The 18,133-nt window shown below is 34.6% G+C and carries 7 protein-coding genes; 5 read left to right on the top strand and 2 right to left on the bottom strand.

What is annotated here, in order from left to right:
• Positions 1-264: 264 nt before the first annotated feature.
• Both QMO11_RS19995 and QMO11_RS19990 read right to left on the bottom strand, forming a co-directional pair.
• Positions 265-4,467, bottom strand: a complete 4,203-nt coding sequence (locus QMO11_RS19995) for a hybrid sensor histidine kinase/response regulator transcription factor (RefSeq protein ID WP_282039585.1) — start codon at positions 4,465-4,467, stop codon at positions 265-267.
• Between the two features lie 140 nt (positions 4,468-4,607).
• Entirely contained in the window at positions 4,608-6,794 is a 2,187-nt protein-coding gene (locus QMO11_RS19990; RefSeq protein WP_282039583.1) for a glycoside hydrolase family 3 C-terminal domain-containing protein, read from the bottom strand.
• Positions 6,795-7,099: 305 nt separating this feature from the next.
• Between QMO11_RS19990 and QMO11_RS19985 the strand changes: the two genes are divergently transcribed.
• The 5 genes from QMO11_RS19985 to QMO11_RS19965 all read left to right on the top strand — a co-directional run bounded on the left by QMO11_RS19985 (position 7,100) and on the right by QMO11_RS19965 (position 17,689).
• Positions 7,100-9,577, top strand: a complete 2,478-nt coding sequence (locus tag QMO11_RS19985) for a glycoside hydrolase family 2 TIM barrel-domain containing protein (RefSeq protein WP_282039582.1) — start codon at positions 7,100-7,102, stop codon at positions 9,575-9,577.
• Positions 9,578-10,459: 882 nt separating this feature from the next.
• Positions 10,460-13,561: a SusC/RagA family TonB-linked outer membrane protein gene (locus QMO11_RS19980; RefSeq protein WP_282039580.1), complete on the top strand. Its 3,102-nt coding sequence runs from the start codon at positions 10,460-10,462 to the stop codon at positions 13,559-13,561.
• An 87-nt stretch (positions 13,562-13,648) separates the two neighbouring features.
• Positions 13,649-15,427, top strand: a complete 1,779-nt coding sequence (locus tag QMO11_RS19975; protein ID WP_282039579.1) for a RagB/SusD family nutrient uptake outer membrane protein — start codon at positions 13,649-13,651, stop codon at positions 15,425-15,427.
• Positions 15,428-15,441: 14 nt separating this feature from the next.
• Positions 15,442-17,073: a hypothetical protein gene (locus QMO11_RS19970; protein ID WP_282039577.1), complete on the top strand. Its 1,632-nt coding sequence runs from the start codon at positions 15,442-15,444 to the stop codon at positions 17,071-17,073.
• Positions 17,074-17,131: 58 nt separating this feature from the next.
• The gene (locus QMO11_RS19965) at positions 17,132-17,689 is read left to right on the top strand and encodes a hypothetical protein (protein WP_282039576.1); all 558 of its coding nucleotides are present in this window, start codon (positions 17,132-17,134) and stop codon (positions 17,687-17,689) included.
• Positions 17,690-18,133 lie beyond the last annotated feature (444 nt).

The raw sequence follows: 18,133 nt of genomic DNA, 5'->3' as shown, positions 1-18,133 counted from the left end.
GTTTTGTGTAAAGGTAATTGTGGCTGTGCTAAGATTTAATATTTTTGCTCTCAGCTAAATGTATAAATTACCCTAAACATGAAAAACTATCTATCCGGCAAGCTATTATGGCTTATTGTGCTTATTCCCATCACTGTTTCTTCTCAAACTCAAGTAAAAAGAAAGAGTACCATTGCACAGTGCTTATTTCAGAAGAGGTTAAATAATAGATTAGATATTAAAAGAGCTTGATTGAAGTTTAAATTCGATCAAGCTCTTAATAATTTAGTTTTCCTCTTCTATATTTTCATTTGGTTCGTTGCTTTTTGCATATTCAGTTGGTGTTTTATTAAACTGCTTTCTAAAACACTCTCTAAAATATTTTACATCGTTAAAACCAACTTCATAAACAATATCAGTTACTGATAGTCGGCCTAACTTTAACAACTGACCTGCACGTTTTAGTCTAATTGAGCGAATAAATACATTGGCAGTCTGTCCTAATAATGCTTTTAGTTTCTTATTAAGTATTGATTGGCTCATACCCACTTCATCAGCCAACTGAACCACTGTAAATTCTGGGTTTCCAATGTTTTTCTCAACAACCTTTAATAATCGCTCTATTAGTTTTTCATCAATAGAAGTAAAGGTTACTTCCTCCGGTTGAATCTCAAATGACTTAGAGTACTTATTAATTACCAATCTTCGTGCCTTCAGTATAGAGTTAATTTGTGCATCTAACACTTCTATACTAAATGGTTTTGATACATAGGCTTCAGCCCCTTCGCCAAGTCCAGTCAGTTTGTCCTTATCTGTTGTTTTGGCTGTAAGCATAACAATAGGAATATGGCAAAGTAAGGTATCCTTTTTAATTTCATTCACCATTTCAAAGCCATCCATTTCCGGCATCATTACGTCACTAACAATAAGGTTGGGTAAATGCTTTTTTGCAGCCTCTAAGCCTTCTATTCCATTAAAGGCCTGAATGCAATTATACTTTTCTTTAAAAGCATCCATTAAAAGTACTTGTACATCAGGATTATCTTCTACTAGTAAAATGGTTTGTTTACTTGAATCAATTTTGATGTCTTTGTTCTCGTATTGGTTCGATTCAATTGTATTTACTTCATTAACAATAGGCAATGCGTCATTACGTTCTATATTAGATTCTAAAAGGAAATCATCTTTAGCATAGTGTAATTTTCCTTTTTTAAGATAAACTGAAAATACAGTGCTTACATCAGCTTCGCTTTCAACTGTAATTCTACCAGAATGCAGGTCTACTAAATTTTTAGCAAAGGCTAAGCCAATTCCAGTACCAGAAACTTTTGATAATTTATGATTACCCGTTTGGTAAAAACGATCGAATAAATAAGGTATTTTATTTTTTTCAATACCTGGGCCATTATCCGTTACGTCTATTTTTACCCATTCGTGTCCTTCTAGTTCCACTTCTGATAAAAGGATAGATATTTTGCCTCCAGTTCGGGTAAACTTAAATGCGTTTGATAGCAGATTAAAAAGCACCTTTTCAATTTTATCGTAATCAAACCAGAGTTCCATTACCTTGTATGAGCTTCGAATTTCAAAGTTGATACCTTTTGAAGAAGCTACATCTTCAAATGCAGAACTTACATCATTCACTAAATCGCAGATATTACCTCGGCCCACTTCTAAAGGCATTTTACCTTTTTCAAGCTTTCTAAACTCCATGAGCTGTGTAATTAATCGGTTCATTAGCTGAATGTTTTTCATCATTACAGTGTAATTTTTCTTTCTAAATTCAACTGTACTTGTTTCAACTTTAGTGATTAACTGTTCTAGTGGAGCCTGAATAAGCGTAAGTGGCGTTCTAAATTCATGCGATATGTTGGTGAAAAACTGAAGTTTTAACTGAACCAATTCTTCACTTTGTTCCTGTTTAAAATGTTCCATCATTAGCTTATTCTTCTGTGTAACGGCAATAACAGAGTATCGTCTGAAGAAGAGTAACATGGCCAATAGTACCAATATATATAGTATCATTGCCCAAATGGTTCGCCAAAATGGAGGAATTATTTGTATTTGAATGGAACTAGGAACGGTATTCCAAACACCATCATTATTTGTTGCTAAAACCTTCAGGGTATAAGATCCGGATGGAACATTTGTATAAATAGCCTTAGGGTTAATACTAGAAGCGTGGTTCCAATTTTTTTCAAACCCATCTAGCTTATATTTATATTTTATTTTATCAGGAGCCACAAAGTGCATCCCTGAAAATCCAATGCTAAAGCTATTTTCATTGTATTGAAGATCTAGTTTTTCTTCTGAAGCTAAGGCTTTATTAAGTATGATTCGGCCATTAATTTCTTCTCCAGGGCCAACGTGTTGGTTCAACACATATAATTCGGTAAACTGTATTGTTGAAGCATAAGGGTTATCTTTGATGTCTGAAGGATAAAACGAATTGAATCCATTAACACCTCCAAAAAGTAATTCTCCATTTCTGCGTTTGCACGATGCCGCTTCACTAAACTCAAAACCTTGTAAACCATCAATAACAGAATAGTTTCTGATTTCTTCATTTTCAGGGCTAAAACGTGTAAGGCCATTATTGCTCGAAATCCATAAATTACCGTTATTATCTTCTTCAATTGCTTTAATTACATCATTGGGTAATCCATTTCGTGTAGAATAACGTTTAAATATATAATTGTCATTTGCCTTATTCAGAATAAGCGATAAGCCACCACCCATAGTTCCTACCCAGCTACGACCTTTACTATCTATGAAGAGCGATAATACATAATTATGCCCTAAGGAAGTTTCAACATTAGGGTTATGTTTAACGTTAATAAACCTGGGTGACGTTTCTGTAATTTGGTTGTGCTGTAAAATACTTAAGCCATTGTCAGTTCCTACTAAAATATTCCCTTCCTGATCTTCTGCTATGGCTCTAATTTTGTTGGAGGCCAATTCTGAGGCACCGCCATTGTTTGAGAAATAATGAGAAATAACCTCAAGTTGGTCTGATTTTTTATTGTATCGGGTTTTATACAAACCATCACCATAGGTACCTAACCAAATATTCCCTTTGCTGTCTGTAAGACTTGAGAATACCGAATTTTTCACTAAATCAGGGAAAGGTTTAAACTCGATAGTTCCTTTTTTTGATGCTCTGGCAAGTATTACCTTATGTGGATAGCCAGTACCTACTATAACTGCATTATCAAGTTGAGGAATGGTGGTAAAACTATATACAAAGTTTTGACTGGATGCAGTGGTATAAATATCTTTATTAATAAAGCTTTTGGTATAATCTCCTTTGTTCTTTGCTGGAAGTAAAGAAATACCTCCACCTTCTGTTCCGAACCATATATTACCAACTTTATCTTCGGTAATATCTCGTACTTTATTATACGCTAGGCTAGATTCTTGAGTTGTTTGGTAATAGTGATTAAATTTTTTCTCATTTAGGTCTAGTTTATTTAATCCTCCACCATTGGTTCCAACCCATAGAAGTCCTGCATTGTCTTCAAATAAGGTAACAACATTATTTTTAGATAGACTTTTTAGATTATTAAATTCTGACTGAAAGTGATTTATCTGTTCGAGTTTTTTGTTGATAGGGTCCCACTTGTACTGGTATAGGCCAGAAGGGTTTCCTCCAAAATAATAGCCCATCGAGGTTAATAAATGTGTGTTAAAGAAATGATCTGTTAGGTATTCTGGTTTTATTCCATTTCTAATATCATCGTTAGTAAAATAGCAAGTGCCCAAATAACTTGTAGCTAAATACCCACCTTCTACTTCTGAAAAGTTCATGCATGTACTAGGAGGTAAAATTTGTATACGTTCAGTTCGTAATTCAAATTGTTCATTTAGATGTGCCTGAAATAAACCGTTATTGCTTCCAAACCATATTTCACCTTTTGTATCTTCTTTTAAAAAATAAATATTGGTAATGCTTTTAGCTATTCCTTGGCTTTCTTTCGAAAAATCAGCTTTATAATAAACTCCTTTATATTCTCCATTTTTATAGGCGTTAAGATCTATTATACTTAGGCCACGAGCAGTTGGAACCCAAAGTCTATTATCAGAATCAAGATATATCTTTATCACTTGTTTATCTGTAAAAAAACGCTGGCCATTATGCTCATATGGGAATTGATGAAATTCTTCTTGCTCACGATCAAAGTACCAAATGCCGTCGTCAGAAGTTCCTATCCAGAAGTTGCCTAAGTCATCTTCTACCATGCAATATGGCAAATTACTTCCAATAGGATGTGTCATTGGGGTTGTAAATTGATAAACTTTCATGGTCAGTCCATCATACCTGTTGAGTCCATCAACAGTACCAAACCACATAAAACCTTTCGAGTCCTGATGTATGAAATTGATATCGTTTTGAGAAAGACCGTGTTTTGTATTTAGGTATTCAAAATCAGATTGAGCAACTAGAGATAGGGAGAGGATCAACAAAAGTGATAATAGTACATTACGCATAATCATTTGTATTGAATATTTTAGAATGTGATCTTTCGATAGGCAATATTGAAAGAAATATCCTCGAACCTATAAAGAATCGAGGATATATTATACATATTTTAGACTAAAAAGTTACTCTATTAAAAACATCTTGGTATTTATTTTACAATAAACTTTAATACAACAGGTTTTGAAGCTCCAAGTCTTGCATAATCTTTAACTGGAGATGTAGCCCCAATTATCAGCGTATATTCCCCTTTAGCAATAACTCTTTTCCCTTCTTCAGTATATTGCCCCATTTGTTCGGGTTTAATATCAAATGAAACTTCTGTTTTACTTCCTTTGCTTAGGTTTATTCTGTCAAATCCAACTAGTTTCTTGTATGGTGCATCATCTCCTGCACCTGGTTGAATTAAATAGGCTTGCACCACTTCTTCACCATCTCTATCTCCAATATTCTCAATATTACATGATACTGTAATTGCATTACCTCTTTTAATCTTTGTTGCACTAGCAGTGGCATCAGCATAATTAAATTGCGTATAACTTAAGCCAAAACCAAATGGAAATAATGGATCTGTTTCCATGTATTTATAAGTACGCCCTTTCATTGAATAGTCTTCGTAAGCTGGCAGACCATCTAATGTTGATAAGAAAGTTAATGGTAAACGACCTGAAGGTGATATTTTACCAAAAAGAACATCAGCAACAGCTGTTCCTCCATCTTGACCAGGATACCAAGCCCATATTATAGCATCGGCCAATTCAGCAACTTCAGGAATCACCATTGGGCTACCTCCTGTCATTACAACAATTACAGGTTTGTTATTGTCCTTGCGAAGCTTTCTTAAAAAGTTGAGTTGATTTTCTGGTAAGTATGGTTTTATTCTATCTCCTTTAGAGTCTGAAGCAATGGCTTCACCCTCTTCCCCTTCTATTGCACCGGTAATACCTAAAACTGCAATAATAGCCTCGGAGTCTTTAGCTTCACCAGTTGTCCAGTCAATCGGATTAACATTTTCTCTGTAAGGAAGACAACCTTGCTTATAGTTGATAGTGGTTCCTGCGCTTACAGCAGCAGTAATACCTTCAAGCATGTTTACAAGCTTATTACTCATCCCATAATAATTACCTAGTAACACTTCACTATTGTTAGCTTGTGGGCCAGTAACGTACAGGTTATTAATATTAGGTGATAATGGTAATACATTGTTTTTGTTGGTTAATAGAACAATTGACTTACGTGCAGCTTCCAGAGCGATGTCACTATGTTTTTGACTACAGATTACTTCTTCGCCTACGTTATTGTATGGGTTTGCCTCAACTGGATCAAATAAACCTAGTTTAAACTTAGTGCGCAATAAAGAGCGTAGTCTTACATCAATAGTATCTTCAGTAACTAAACCTTGTTTGTGTGCACTTAATAGGTTTTTATATACACTTCCACAGTTTAAATCAACCCCGCTATTTATCGCTAGTGCCGCTGATTCTTCAGGTGTTTTAGTTACTTTATGATATAGATGAAAGTCTGAAATAGCACCACAGTCGGAAACAATATGCCCTTTAAAACCCCATTTTTTTCGTAATATATCTTGCAATAAAAAAGGACTACCACAAGCAGGCTCTCCTAATACTCTATTGTAGGCACCCATTACCGTTTCAACACTAGCCTCTTTTACTAATGCTTCAAAGGCAGGTAGGTACGTTTCGTATAAATCTTTTTGTGTGGTGAAGGCATCAAACTCATGACGAAACTCCTCCGGACCTGAGTGTACAGCATAATGTTTTGCACAGGCAGCAGCTTTTAAGTATGTTTCATCATTACCTTGTAATCCATTCACAAATGCAACTCCTATTCTAGAAGTTAGATATGGATCTTCTCCATATGTTTCTTGTCCACGGCCCCATCTAGGATCTCTAAATATATTTACATTAGGAGTCCAGAACGTAAGACCAGCATAGCGTGATCTATTTTCTTTTTGAATAGCAATATTAAATTTGGCTCTAGCTTCATCTGAGATAGCCGTTGATACTTCTTCTATTAAGTCAACATCAAAGGTTGCGGCTAAGCCTATTGCCTGAGGAAAGACTGTAGCTCTACCATTGCGAGCCACCCCATGCAAACATTCGTTCCACCAATTGTATTCCGGTATATCTAATCGAGGAATTGCTTTACTAACGTCTAATAATTGGGAGGCTTTTTCTTCCAAAGTCATTGCCTCAATTATGAGGTCAATACGTTCTTCAGTTGGAAGGTTATGATCTAGCCATTTAAATTCTGTTTCCTGTGCTATTGAAACTTTTGTAACAATAAACAAAGTGAGTATTAGGATTACATTTTTCATTAATAAAATATTTAGCAATTAAATTGATTTTAATGTTGGAATCAAATCTACAAAAAAAGGAAAGATAATCTCTTGGTTATTTTGATAATATGAACAGGGGTAAATTGGGCTATTTTGAAGTAGTGAAAGTTGTAAATAACAAATAGAGAGTGCTTAAGTGATGTTGTCTGAGAAAGAGCTATTATTTCTTTTAACTAATTCCCCCCCCTATTAGTGTATTATAATTTCATACTCTACTCTCAATTTATCGATAGTTTTACATTAAACTAAAAAATAGAAAAGTAATGCACAATAATAAGTATGTAATGAATAAAGTTACAAATGCTTTAGTTGGTCTTTTCGCGTTAATTATACTCAGTTCGAGTAGTTGTGAGAAAAAAGACTATGAACTTGATCAGGATTTTAATTCCGGTTGGGCTTTTAATAAGGGTGATGTAGATGGTGTTGAGGATATAGATTTTGACGATTCTAATTGGCGCAAAGTTACCTTACCACATGATTGGGCAATTGAAGGGCCCTTTAGTAATGAATACAATGCTCGTACTGGCGGATTACCAGTGCATGGTATTGGTTGGTATAGAAAGCACTTTACTGTTGATGAAAAACATGTAAACAAAATTATTTCAATTGAATTTGATGGTGTAATGAGTAATTCAGAGGTTTGGGTAAATGGGAATCATGTGGGTACCCGACCAAATGGATACATCGGATTTGAATACGACATCACTAAATATATTAACCTTGGTAAGGTTAATGTTATTGTAGTAAAGGCTGCACCTGAGGATTTGGGAGCAAGGTGGTATACTGGAGCTGGTATTTATAGAAATGTACGTTTAAAAATTAACAATAAGGTACATATTCCACAATATGGTACTTATATAACTACTCCTAAAATCACAAGTGAGAGTGCAATTGTTAATATAGAGACTTCAGTTGTTAATAATACTAACTCTGAAACTTCAGCCCATTTAGTAACTTGTATTATAGATCCTAATGGGGTAGAGGTTGCTAAATCAACAAAGGATATTATCGTCCAAAAAGGAAAAACGGGTATTGCAAGTGTTGACCTTGCTGTTAAAGCGCCAATACTTTGGGAAATTTATCAGCCAAACTTATATAAAACGGTAAGCGAAATAGTTATTAAGGGTGAGGTAGTAGATCATTATGAAACTACCTTTGGAATTAGAGACATTGAGTTTTCTAGAGACAAAGGGTTTCAGTTAAATGGTAAAACAGTAAAGCTTGAAGGTGTATGTATGCATCACGATCAAGGTGCACTTGGGGCAGCTATAAATTATAGGGCAAAAGAACGCCAGATAGAGATAATGAAAAGTATGGGTGTTAATGCCATCCGCACAAGTCATAATCCGCCGTCTCCTGAACTATTGCAAATTTGTGATAAAATGGGAATTGTTGTTCAAGTTGAGGCTTTCGATGAGTGGAAATTGGGCAAAGTTGAAAACGGTTATCACAAATATTTTGATATGTGGCACGAGCGTGATTTAACAGATATGATTAAACGCGATAGAAACCACGCCTGTGTTATTATGTGGAGTATTGGAAACGAAATTTTAGAGCAGAGTAGAAAAGATGGTTGGAAATTAACCAAGCATTTAAATGATATTTGCCATAGGGTTGATCCAACGCGCCCAACAACAGCCGGGTTTAATTATTTCCCAGCTCCGTTTAAAAACAAGTTGGCCAATTATATCGATATTGTTGGAATGAACTATTGGCCTTTAAATTATCAAGAGATTCTAGATGAAAATCCGAATATGATTGTATATGGTTCTGAAACTTCATCTCAAACAAGTAGCAGAGGTGTGTATCATCTACCAATTGAACCGATGCACCAACATAGCACAAATCATGTCTCTAGTTATGATGGAACAGTTGGGCCTCCTTGGGCATACCCGCCTGATGTGGAATTTGAGCAACAAGAGAAAGTGACTTCTTCTTTGGGTGAGTTTATGTGGACAGGTATAGACTATCTGGGAGAACCAACTCCATATGGCGGTAGAGATAACTCAACAAATGGATATTGGAATGATGATTGGCCTTCTCGTTCATCTTATTTTGCCCCAGTTGATTTAGCTGGTTTTCCGAAGGATAGATATTATTTGTATCAAAGTCAATGGACTGAAGAACCAATGGTGCATGTATTGCCGCATTGGAATTGGGAAGGAAAAGAAGGAGATATAATCCCTGTTTATTCTTATACAAACTGCGATGAGGTAGAACTTTTTGTAAATGGTAAATCTATGGGTAAAAAGGTAAAGGGTTTTGATTTGACTCCTATTCCTGCTGAATTTCACTTTTTCGAGAAAGGAACTTACGAGTCAAAATACCGTTTATCATGGGAAGTGCCTTATCAAGCCGGAAATATTAAGGTAGTAGCCTACAAAGATGGCAAAGCAGAAGCAACTAAGGTAATTCATACAGCAGGTAAACCAGATCGTATTGAATTAGAAGTAGATCGTGATGCGATAACTGCTGATGGTACTGATTTATCGTTTATAACAGCTAGGATTCTTGATAAAGACGGAAACTTTTGCCCAATGGCTGATAACAGAATTACATTTAGCGTAGAAGGTTTTGGTATTTTAGCAGCTACTGATAATGGAGATCAAACTTCTCTTGAATCATTCCAGGCGGATAATAAAAAAGCGTTTAATGGTATGTGTTTGGCCATAATTAAAGCAACTAATAGTGCAGGAACAATTAATGTTAAAGCATCAGCAAAAGGTATTTCAGGAGCAAGTATTTCTATTGTTACAAAGTAATAATAGAGTGGTATATAAGCCTATGTAAATAGCGTAAGCATATTTATAATCAAATATATTAAAGCATCATATGGTAAAGCATATGATGCTTTTTTGCTTAAAGAATATGGCTTAGCCTATTATTTGATTATTGTTACTAGACCCAAAATAGCACCTTTATTCTCATTTTTAGTCATGCTGGAGTTGGTATAGATTGGGCAAACTCGAATTAGCTTAATGCTTCTAACAAATGTTCTTCAATGTTTTTCATAGTTTGTCTGAAGTAGAGTTTGTATTAGCAGAACAAATTCGAATGAATTATATATTAAATGCTATTTCTTATTCTTGGAATATTCTGATTGATTATTGAGGATTGATGTTGACTAGTTTATTAAATTGAACCATAAGGTAGCTTTATTCAATAAACTAAGGGCTTTAAGTTAAGCTGTTCAAGTTATTTAAAGCAGTTAATGAATAAGACAATGAATAAGTGGTGAAGGTTATAATTTATAATACAAATCCTTGTCATTTTCCTATACTCATTTCTAAAAATGCATATAGTTAAAAAATGTAAATTATATTTTTTGCATTATATGTGCATGAGGGGTATTAGTAGTTGTCCTTTTGTAGCTATATTTCGGTTTTTAAGGTCTCTTGTTTTATTCTAGTTATAATGCGATAGGTTATTTAATCAATTATAATACAATCTATTGTGATGTATAGGGGGTATAATAAACCCCCTATGACCTCCTCTCTAATCAAAAAAATCCCCCGTTATTGATCATACTTTATAGAATATCGTTAAAGGATGTTAATGTAGTTTTGAAATCACAAAAAGTGTGTAAAAATATTAAATCCGAAAGTGTGTAGTATGTCTAATACTTTAATCTTAAAAATGAAATGATGAAGGAAAATCTTAATCGAATGCTGAAAACTTCTAATAAGTGGTTGTTATTGCTTATTATGAGTTGTATTAGCATAAGTGCTTTTGCACAAGAATCGATAATTACTGGTAATGTTATTAGTCAAGAAGATGGTTTGGCAATACCAGGAGTTAGTGTTGTAATTAAGGGGACAACAAGTGGAACAATTACTGATTTTGATGGTAATTTTAGTCTTAAGGCAAAGGTGGGCGATATATTGTTGTTCAGTTTTGTTGGAATGAAAAACCTTGAGCAAACAGTTACCTCAGCTAAAGTAAATGTAAAATTAGAACCTGAGTCTATAGGGTTAGATGAGGTAGTTGCAATTGGATATGGTACTCAAAAGAAGAAAGAAGTATCTGGTGCTGTTGTGCAAGTAAAAGCAGAAGCTCTTGAAAAAATCTCTACTTCCGATTTAGGTACTGCATTGCAGGGTAATATTGCAGGGGTTAGTGTTCAGGCTAGTTCTGGAGCACCAGGAGCTACAGCTAATATTCAAATTCGTGGTGTGAGTTCAATAAATGGTCAAAATGATCCATTATGGGTTGTTGATGGGATACCTCAGTCAGGAGATCCTGGCTTAAGTAGTAGTGAAATCGAAACAATAGATGTTCTTAAGGATGCGGCGTCTTGTGCTATTTATGGTACGCGTGGTGCAGCAGGAGTTATATTAGTTACTACAAAGCAAGGTAAGGCTGGACAAATGAAAATCTCGGCTAATGGCTATTATGGTGTGCAGAAAATTACTTCAGGGATTAATCTACTTAACTTTGAAGAGTATTTTCAAACGCATTTTTATAATAAAAGACATTTAAATGAAACAGCTCATTCAGATAATATTTGGACTTCACTTGAAAATGGCGTAGATAACTTTACAAATAATACAAATATTGTTGATGTAATTGAAAATGATAACGCACGTATTCAAAATTATAGTTTAAATATTTCGGGTGGTACCAAAGATCTTACTTATAATGTAGTTGGGTCATTTTTTGAACAAGAAGGAACATTAATTAATACTAATTACCAAAGGTTTAATGTAAGAGCTAATACCTCATATAAAAAAGGAAAATGGAGTGTTAGAACAGGTTTAGGGTTTAGGGTTGATGAGCAAGCTTATGCTGCTTATAATCTCCTTTATGATGCTTATAAGTACAAGCCTTATCAACCAGAGATTGATCCTAATGCGAATACTTTTAGCGAAGGGGGGCAGGAAAATGATCGTCTACAACTGGGTAATGTTATGGGTAAACTAAAGCAAACAGATGTACGCAACGGGGAGTCTTTTAACGGTAATATAGATGTGAATTTTGAAGTTCTTAAGGGCTTAAATATGACTTCGCGTGTAGGAGTAGTTTATGGAAATAATACGCGAACTAAAACAAACCCTTTATTTGAGGTATATGATGAAGAAGGGGAGTTGGTTATAAACTCAAATACTCGTTCTGGAATTAGAAATGAAAGTAATCGTAATACTAGTTTTACTTTTGAAGGAGGATTCAATTATACTAAGAAGGTAGGTCAGCATAAGTTTAATTTTCTTGCAAATGCTTCCGTAGAAGAGTTTAAGTATACTAGCTTTTGGGCTTCTGGAAAAGACTTAACAAGTAATGAGGTGCCTAATTTAGGACAGACTACAGCTGATTTTGCTGTTGGTATTGGAAATGATTGGACGCAAGATAAGACGAATAAGTTATTAGGATATTTAGCTAGGCTACAATATAATTTTAAGGATGGTCGATATAACGTTAGTGTTAGTGCACGTCGTGATGGATCTTCTCGATTTGCTTCAGAAAATCAATGGAAAACTTTCCCTTCTGCTGCTGCTAGTTGGAATGTGGCAGATGAAAACTTTTTTCAAGGTTTAACTTCTACCATCAATGCTTTTAAAATTAGAGCAAGTCTTGGTACTACTGGTAATCAAAGTATATTAGATTATAGTTATGCACCTACAATTAGTTCGGGTTATGATTACGCGATCGGAACAGAGCAAACCACAGCTATTGGTCTTGGTTCTATTCAAACGGGTTATGCTAATCCTGAGGTGCAATGGGAAACTTCTATACAAAAGAATATTGGATTTGATTTTGGTTTCTTTAGTAATAAATTATCCTTAAATGTGGATTTATATGATACTGAAAAGCGTGATCTACTTTTTCCATTGTTAATACCTACAGCTGCAGGGGCAGGACAAAACCAAAGTGTGATACTTAATGTTGGAGACATGCGTAACAGGGGTGTTGAGATAGCGGCAGGTTATCGTCATCATGGTAAATTTTCTTGGGGTGTAAATGCAACATACACTAAAAATATTAATGAGGTTACTAAGATGGCTGGTTCAAACCCTATATCTTATTTCTATAATGGTTACCCTATTAATGTAAGTGGTAATGATGATAAAATTACTGTTATCCGTGAAGGTTACGAAGCAGGAGCGTTTATGGTAATGGAAACAGGAGGAATCATTAATACCGAAGAAAAGCTTGGCGAATATCAAAAAATTGAACCTTCAGCGAAAATGGGTGATTTGATTTATGTTGATCAAAATGGCGATAATGTTATTGATGAAAGTGATCGTGTTTACGGAGGAAGTGGTACACCTGAATTTGAGGTGGGGTTAAATTTTAACTGTGATTATAAAGGTTTTGATTTCTCAATGCAGTGGTTTGGAGCATTTGGTCAAGAAATTATTAATGGTTCAAGAATTTACTCTTTTACTACTGGAACTCATAAAGATTTAATTTATCAATGGCATGAGGATAACCCATATGGTGTCATTCCTGCAAACCGTGGTGGTAGCCATGATAACTACAGATCTTATGCTGATATTTGGATTGAAGATGGATCGTATATTCGTTTACGAAATGTAATATTAGGATATCGTTTGCCTAAGCAATTAACAGGTAAAGTTGGTATCTCAAAATTAAGAATCTATATTGCTGCAGATAATCCATTGACCTTTACAAAATATACAGGTTATGATCCAGAGGTTGGTAATGATGGTCTAGCTACTAGAGGATTAGATAAAGGGAATTACCCAATTAGTTCACAGTTTAGAGCAGGTATTCAGCTAGATTTCTAATATTAAAATTGAGAGTTATAAAGCAATACATTCTTTTTGTATTAAGAGCTTTTTATTAAATATCTCAGAAATTAAAACATTAATAAGATGAAATTAAAATATATAAAATATATAGCAGCTGCTTTAACGATCATATCATTAAGTAGTTGTGAAGATTACCTTACTGAGGTTAATCCTAATGAAATTTCTACAGAAAGTTTCTGGCGGAATTTGAGTGATTGTAATACTGGCTTAAATGCAGTTTATAATCAGTTTAAAAACCCTGGTTTAATGGGTGTAAGTGAGGAATTACGCAGAAGCGATTTGTGTTTTCCTGGTTGGGGACGTCCGAACACATCAGATCCTTATTATCTTCAAATGTTTACTGCTTCATCAGACGGGGCAAATAACAAATGGGATAATTTGTATAAGGGAATATTTAGAGCAAACCAAGTAATTAATGGTTTGAATGGAATTGAGGCAAACATGCAAATAGAAGAAGATAAGATAGAGTGGAGTCAACAAATGGGACAAGCTCGTTTCTTTAGAGGCTTATTTTATTTTTACCTGCACAGTTCATTCAATAATGGAGATGTTATCTTATATGATTTTGTACCAGAAGGCGAAGCTGATTTTAATCAGCCTTTAACGCCAGCTGCTGAGATACAGGAATTTTTTCGTGCTGATTTGGAGTATGCAAAAGAAAACTTACCTCAAAGCTGGGTTAATTACGAAGGGGGTACTCCTACTGAAACTGCTGGTGATTTAGTGCGGGTTACCTCAGGTGCTGCTCGTGCTGTACTTGGTAAAAGTTATCTTTATGAAAAACAGTATGATGAGGCTGCTATTTATTTTAGAGAAATAATAACTAGTGGTGCTTATATGCTTATGGAGGACATCGGGGATAACTTTACTACTAAGAATGAGTTTAACCAAGAGTCGGTTCTTGAAATTAGTTATGATGAAGATGCTAAGCCAAGTGAAACAGAATGGTCTGCAGAAGGAACAACGAATACGTATCATATGCAATTTAGCCCTGTTGGTGGGTGGCGTTCAAACTATCCTGCCAATTGGTTGATTATGGCTTATAAAGAAGATTCTATGGACCCTAGTGATGTACGTAATATTGTTACAGAGGAAGATGGAACGCAAAGGTTAAGAAAGTATTCTTTAAGAGCTTCACATTCTATTGCCTTAGTTGATGATGATGATATGACTTATTATGGTGCTTACATTACAGCTGATGCTACTAATTTTAACAATAGAGAATGTGGATATTGGAGAAAAAATACAAATTGGGATATTTACGAAACTGAAAAAGTAACAAACCAAAAGTCAGGTGTTAACTATCGAGTAATTCGTTATTCTGATATTTTATTAATGTATGCAGAGTGTTTAATAAAAGGAGGAACGGATGATGGTAATATTGATGCAGCATTAGCTTATGTAAATCTAGTGCGATACCGTTCAGCGCTTACATTATTAGGTGAAAAAGCCAATAGTCCGTTTGGAGGTTCTACACATGATGAAAAGGTTTATACTGCTCAATCGTTAATGGATCATCTAATGAAGATCGAGCGTCCGTTAGAGTTATCAGCCGAAGGTTACGCAATCCGTCAATTAGATATGAGAAGATGGGGGATTACAAAAGAAAGGTTAGAGTATCTTGGAGAACAATTCTACAAACGTAGTGATTATGCTTTCTATAGTGAGAAACAAGAGAAAGATGCAACACGATGGGGTAGTGTTCTAGAGCATTCTGATGAAGCGGAGTCTGATCCTGGATCAAGCGAGTTTATTCAGTCAGCTTTAAACTATTCAGATGAGCAAGATGCTTACTGGCCTATTCCAACAAGTGAAACAACGGCTAATTCAATGATTAACTAAAAGCACGAAGAACGATGAAACATATAAAAATATTATTCACATTGTTTTTAATGGTAACCTTGTTTGCCTGCGAAAATGAATATGAACCGTTAAACGAATATTCTGATGTAGATTGGTATACTAGCGGTTTTCAAAATGACAAAGTAGTAGGTCTAAATAAGTACATGTCATTTTCGGACCTGTCGCATAACGCAATGTCTCACTCCTGGTCTTTTTCAGATACAAGTGGATGTAAATTTCTAAAAGGAAATATTACGCGCCAAGACTCAACTTACATCCCTTTTATTGATGAGAGTCTGGATACAATATCTGATGCAGGAACTGTTCATGTATTGTTTACCACACCAGGTCTTAAACATATTCGCTTGCGAAATACATTTGTTGATAATGTCTCTTTTAAAGGTAATGATACTTTAGAGGCGGTTAACCAAAATGGAGAATGGCTTATTGATACATCTTTTGTTGTTGATGTTTATGACTCTATTCAGTCTGCTTTTAAAGTATTTAGAGATGGTATTGAATTAGTAAATGTTGATTTTGACCAGCAAGTGTTCTTGTCAGATTCCTCTTCTTGGCCGGTTCAAGAAGTTATGGCAGGTGAAAAGTTAGAGTTCGTTGATATGTCAACAGTTGGACGCCCAGATAGTAGAACTTGGTATCTCAATGGTGGTAATCCATCAACAAGTGCAGATTCAGTAGCTCTTATCAATTATTATAAGTTGGGTACTTACTATGCAAGAATGGTATCTTCTAGAAGTGGTCAAAATATACCTGCTGGTAGTAAAATGAAGTATATCCCATTAAAAGTAGAAGTAATTAAATCAACTCTTGCTTTTAAACTTTCAGACGATATCGTAGAGACTGACGATGAGGTGTTAATACTAAACATGACTGGAGAGGTTTCGCCATTTAGTGGTTTGGAAAGTGATTTTACTGTTCATGTTACTAATGCAAATGGTTTTGATCAAAATATTGAGGTTCAGAGTGCTAGTGTAAGTGCAACAAGTGGTACTACTATAGAGCTTAAGCTTGCTGAGCCAATTTATAACTCAGATGTTATTACAGTATCTTACGTTGGTGGGACAATTAATTCCTTAGATGAGAGACAATTGGAGGCATTTAGTTTAAAACCTGTTACTATGTATCAGCCAAACCTAATCACAAATCCTGGGTTTGAAGATACTGATAACCTTTGGGGAACACCACATACTTTTACTGACGGAACAACTCCTGCAAAAGGAGCAGAACTATCTATGGATAATCCAAAGAATGGTGATTTTAGTATGTATGTGAATAAGACTGTGGATGATGCTAATGTTGGTTTTGGTAATAGTGGGTCATTCATACTAGAAGCGGGTGTTAAATATACTTACAGATATGATTATTATATAGTAAATGATGGTGCTGCTGTTTGGGAACCTCGTATCTCATTAGCAAATTCTGATGGTACTGTAGTAAATGGCAAGCTTTATGGTGGCTGGTTTAATCCTAATGGTGAAGGTGTTTGGCAAACAAAAGAAGATGTTATCAATGGTGATGCTGGTAGTTATACTGTTGCATTCTTATGCTACGGAGGAGGAAAATCTATTGAAGCTTATTTAGATAATTTCTTTTTGGGTGTGTACGAAGGTCGTCCAACGGAATAGTTTAAGAATAAAATTATTTCCCACCTCCTAGTTGAGGTGGGACTAAAAAATAAAACATATGAAGAATATATATAAAATATTCGTATTATTATTTGTTGGTTACTCAATAAGTAGTTGCGAACCGGATGCATATGAAGTGCCGGATATAGATTTAACGCCTGTTTATTACTTAACAGAAACAGGTAATAACACTTATAAAGATCTGAATATTTATAAAGAAAAAGATCTTTTTATAGTATGGGATAAAGATGGTGCTGTTAGTGTTTCGAATACTCAAGCATACACAGATTCATCAGATACGGAGAATTATTCGGTAACTTTTGTCGTTGAATTAGACGAATTAGATACCATTAATACCATTATTGATGAAAGTACAATTGAAGAAGTTATTGCAGAAACTTCAATAGTAACTGATTATCACTTAACAGGATTAGTTGCTGAAGACCAAGGTCAACTACTAATTGATGAGACTAAAACCATTATTGAAACAAAAACTACCTTTATCACAAATGAAGATGGTAGTATAACAGAAGATGCTGAAGACCCTACCACTACAGAGGTAGAGACTACTACCGTAGTTACAGGTATGCTAAGTAATCAAGAGGTTTATAACTAATAAGCCCTTAAAATGAAATAATATAGAGGAGGTCCTAATTGGATTTCCTCTTTTTTAGTTTAAATATACGCTCGTATTATTATTTGAATAAATATCCTAATTCTTTATTAGTCAGCCTATAAGGCGGATTGATTGATGTGTGCATGTCCTTTTATTACCGAGATATTAGGATATTTAATTAAAGTTACGATATAGATGTTACTACTGTATAAATCTTCAATACTAACTTCAGGGATTTCTAATTCAATTATATTTTAAGGGCTTACAACTAATAGATATTTGTGTTAATAGAATTTACGAAATAATCATACAATAGGTGCTATGATATTGTTTGTGTAATTCCTACTTTACTCTATATTGTTTAACTATTGATAACTATATACGAAAATAGCTTGCTTGTATTTTTTTTGTATTTAAAATTACCTATTGACACTATTTATCAAA

The sequence above is a fragment of the Saccharicrinis aurantiacus genome, from assembly GCF_947489045.1.
GTDB classification, from domain to species: Bacteria; Bacteroidota; Bacteroidia; order Bacteroidales; family Marinilabiliaceae; genus Saccharicrinis; species Saccharicrinis aurantiacus.
This window is presented reverse-complemented; position numbering and strand designations above follow the sequence as displayed.

Excerpts from the sequence above, each read along its gene's own strand:
- QMO11_RS19980 (WP_282039580.1), top strand. The coding sequence starts at position 10,460 with ATGAAGGAAAATCTTAATCGAATGCTGAAAACTTCTAATAAGTGGTTG.
- QMO11_RS19965 (WP_282039576.1), top strand. The coding sequence starts at position 17,132 with ATGAAGAATATATATAAAATATTCGTATTATTATTTGTTGGTTACTCA.
- QMO11_RS19970 (WP_282039577.1), top strand. The coding sequence starts at position 15,442 with ATGAAACATATAAAAATATTATTCACATTGTTTTTAATGGTAACCTTG.
- QMO11_RS19975 (WP_282039579.1), top strand. The coding sequence starts at position 13,649 with ATGAAATTAAAATATATAAAATATATAGCAGCTGCTTTAACGATCATA.
- QMO11_RS19990 (WP_282039583.1), bottom strand. The coding sequence starts at position 6,794 with ATGAAAAATGTAATCCTAATACTCACTTTGTTTATTGTTACAAAAGTT.
- QMO11_RS19995 (WP_282039585.1), bottom strand. The coding sequence starts at position 4,467 with ATGCGTAATGTACTATTATCACTTTTGTTGATCCTCTCCCTATCTCTA.
- QMO11_RS19985 (WP_282039582.1), top strand. The coding sequence starts at position 7,100 with ATGAATAAAGTTACAAATGCTTTAGTTGGTCTTTTCGCGTTAATTATA.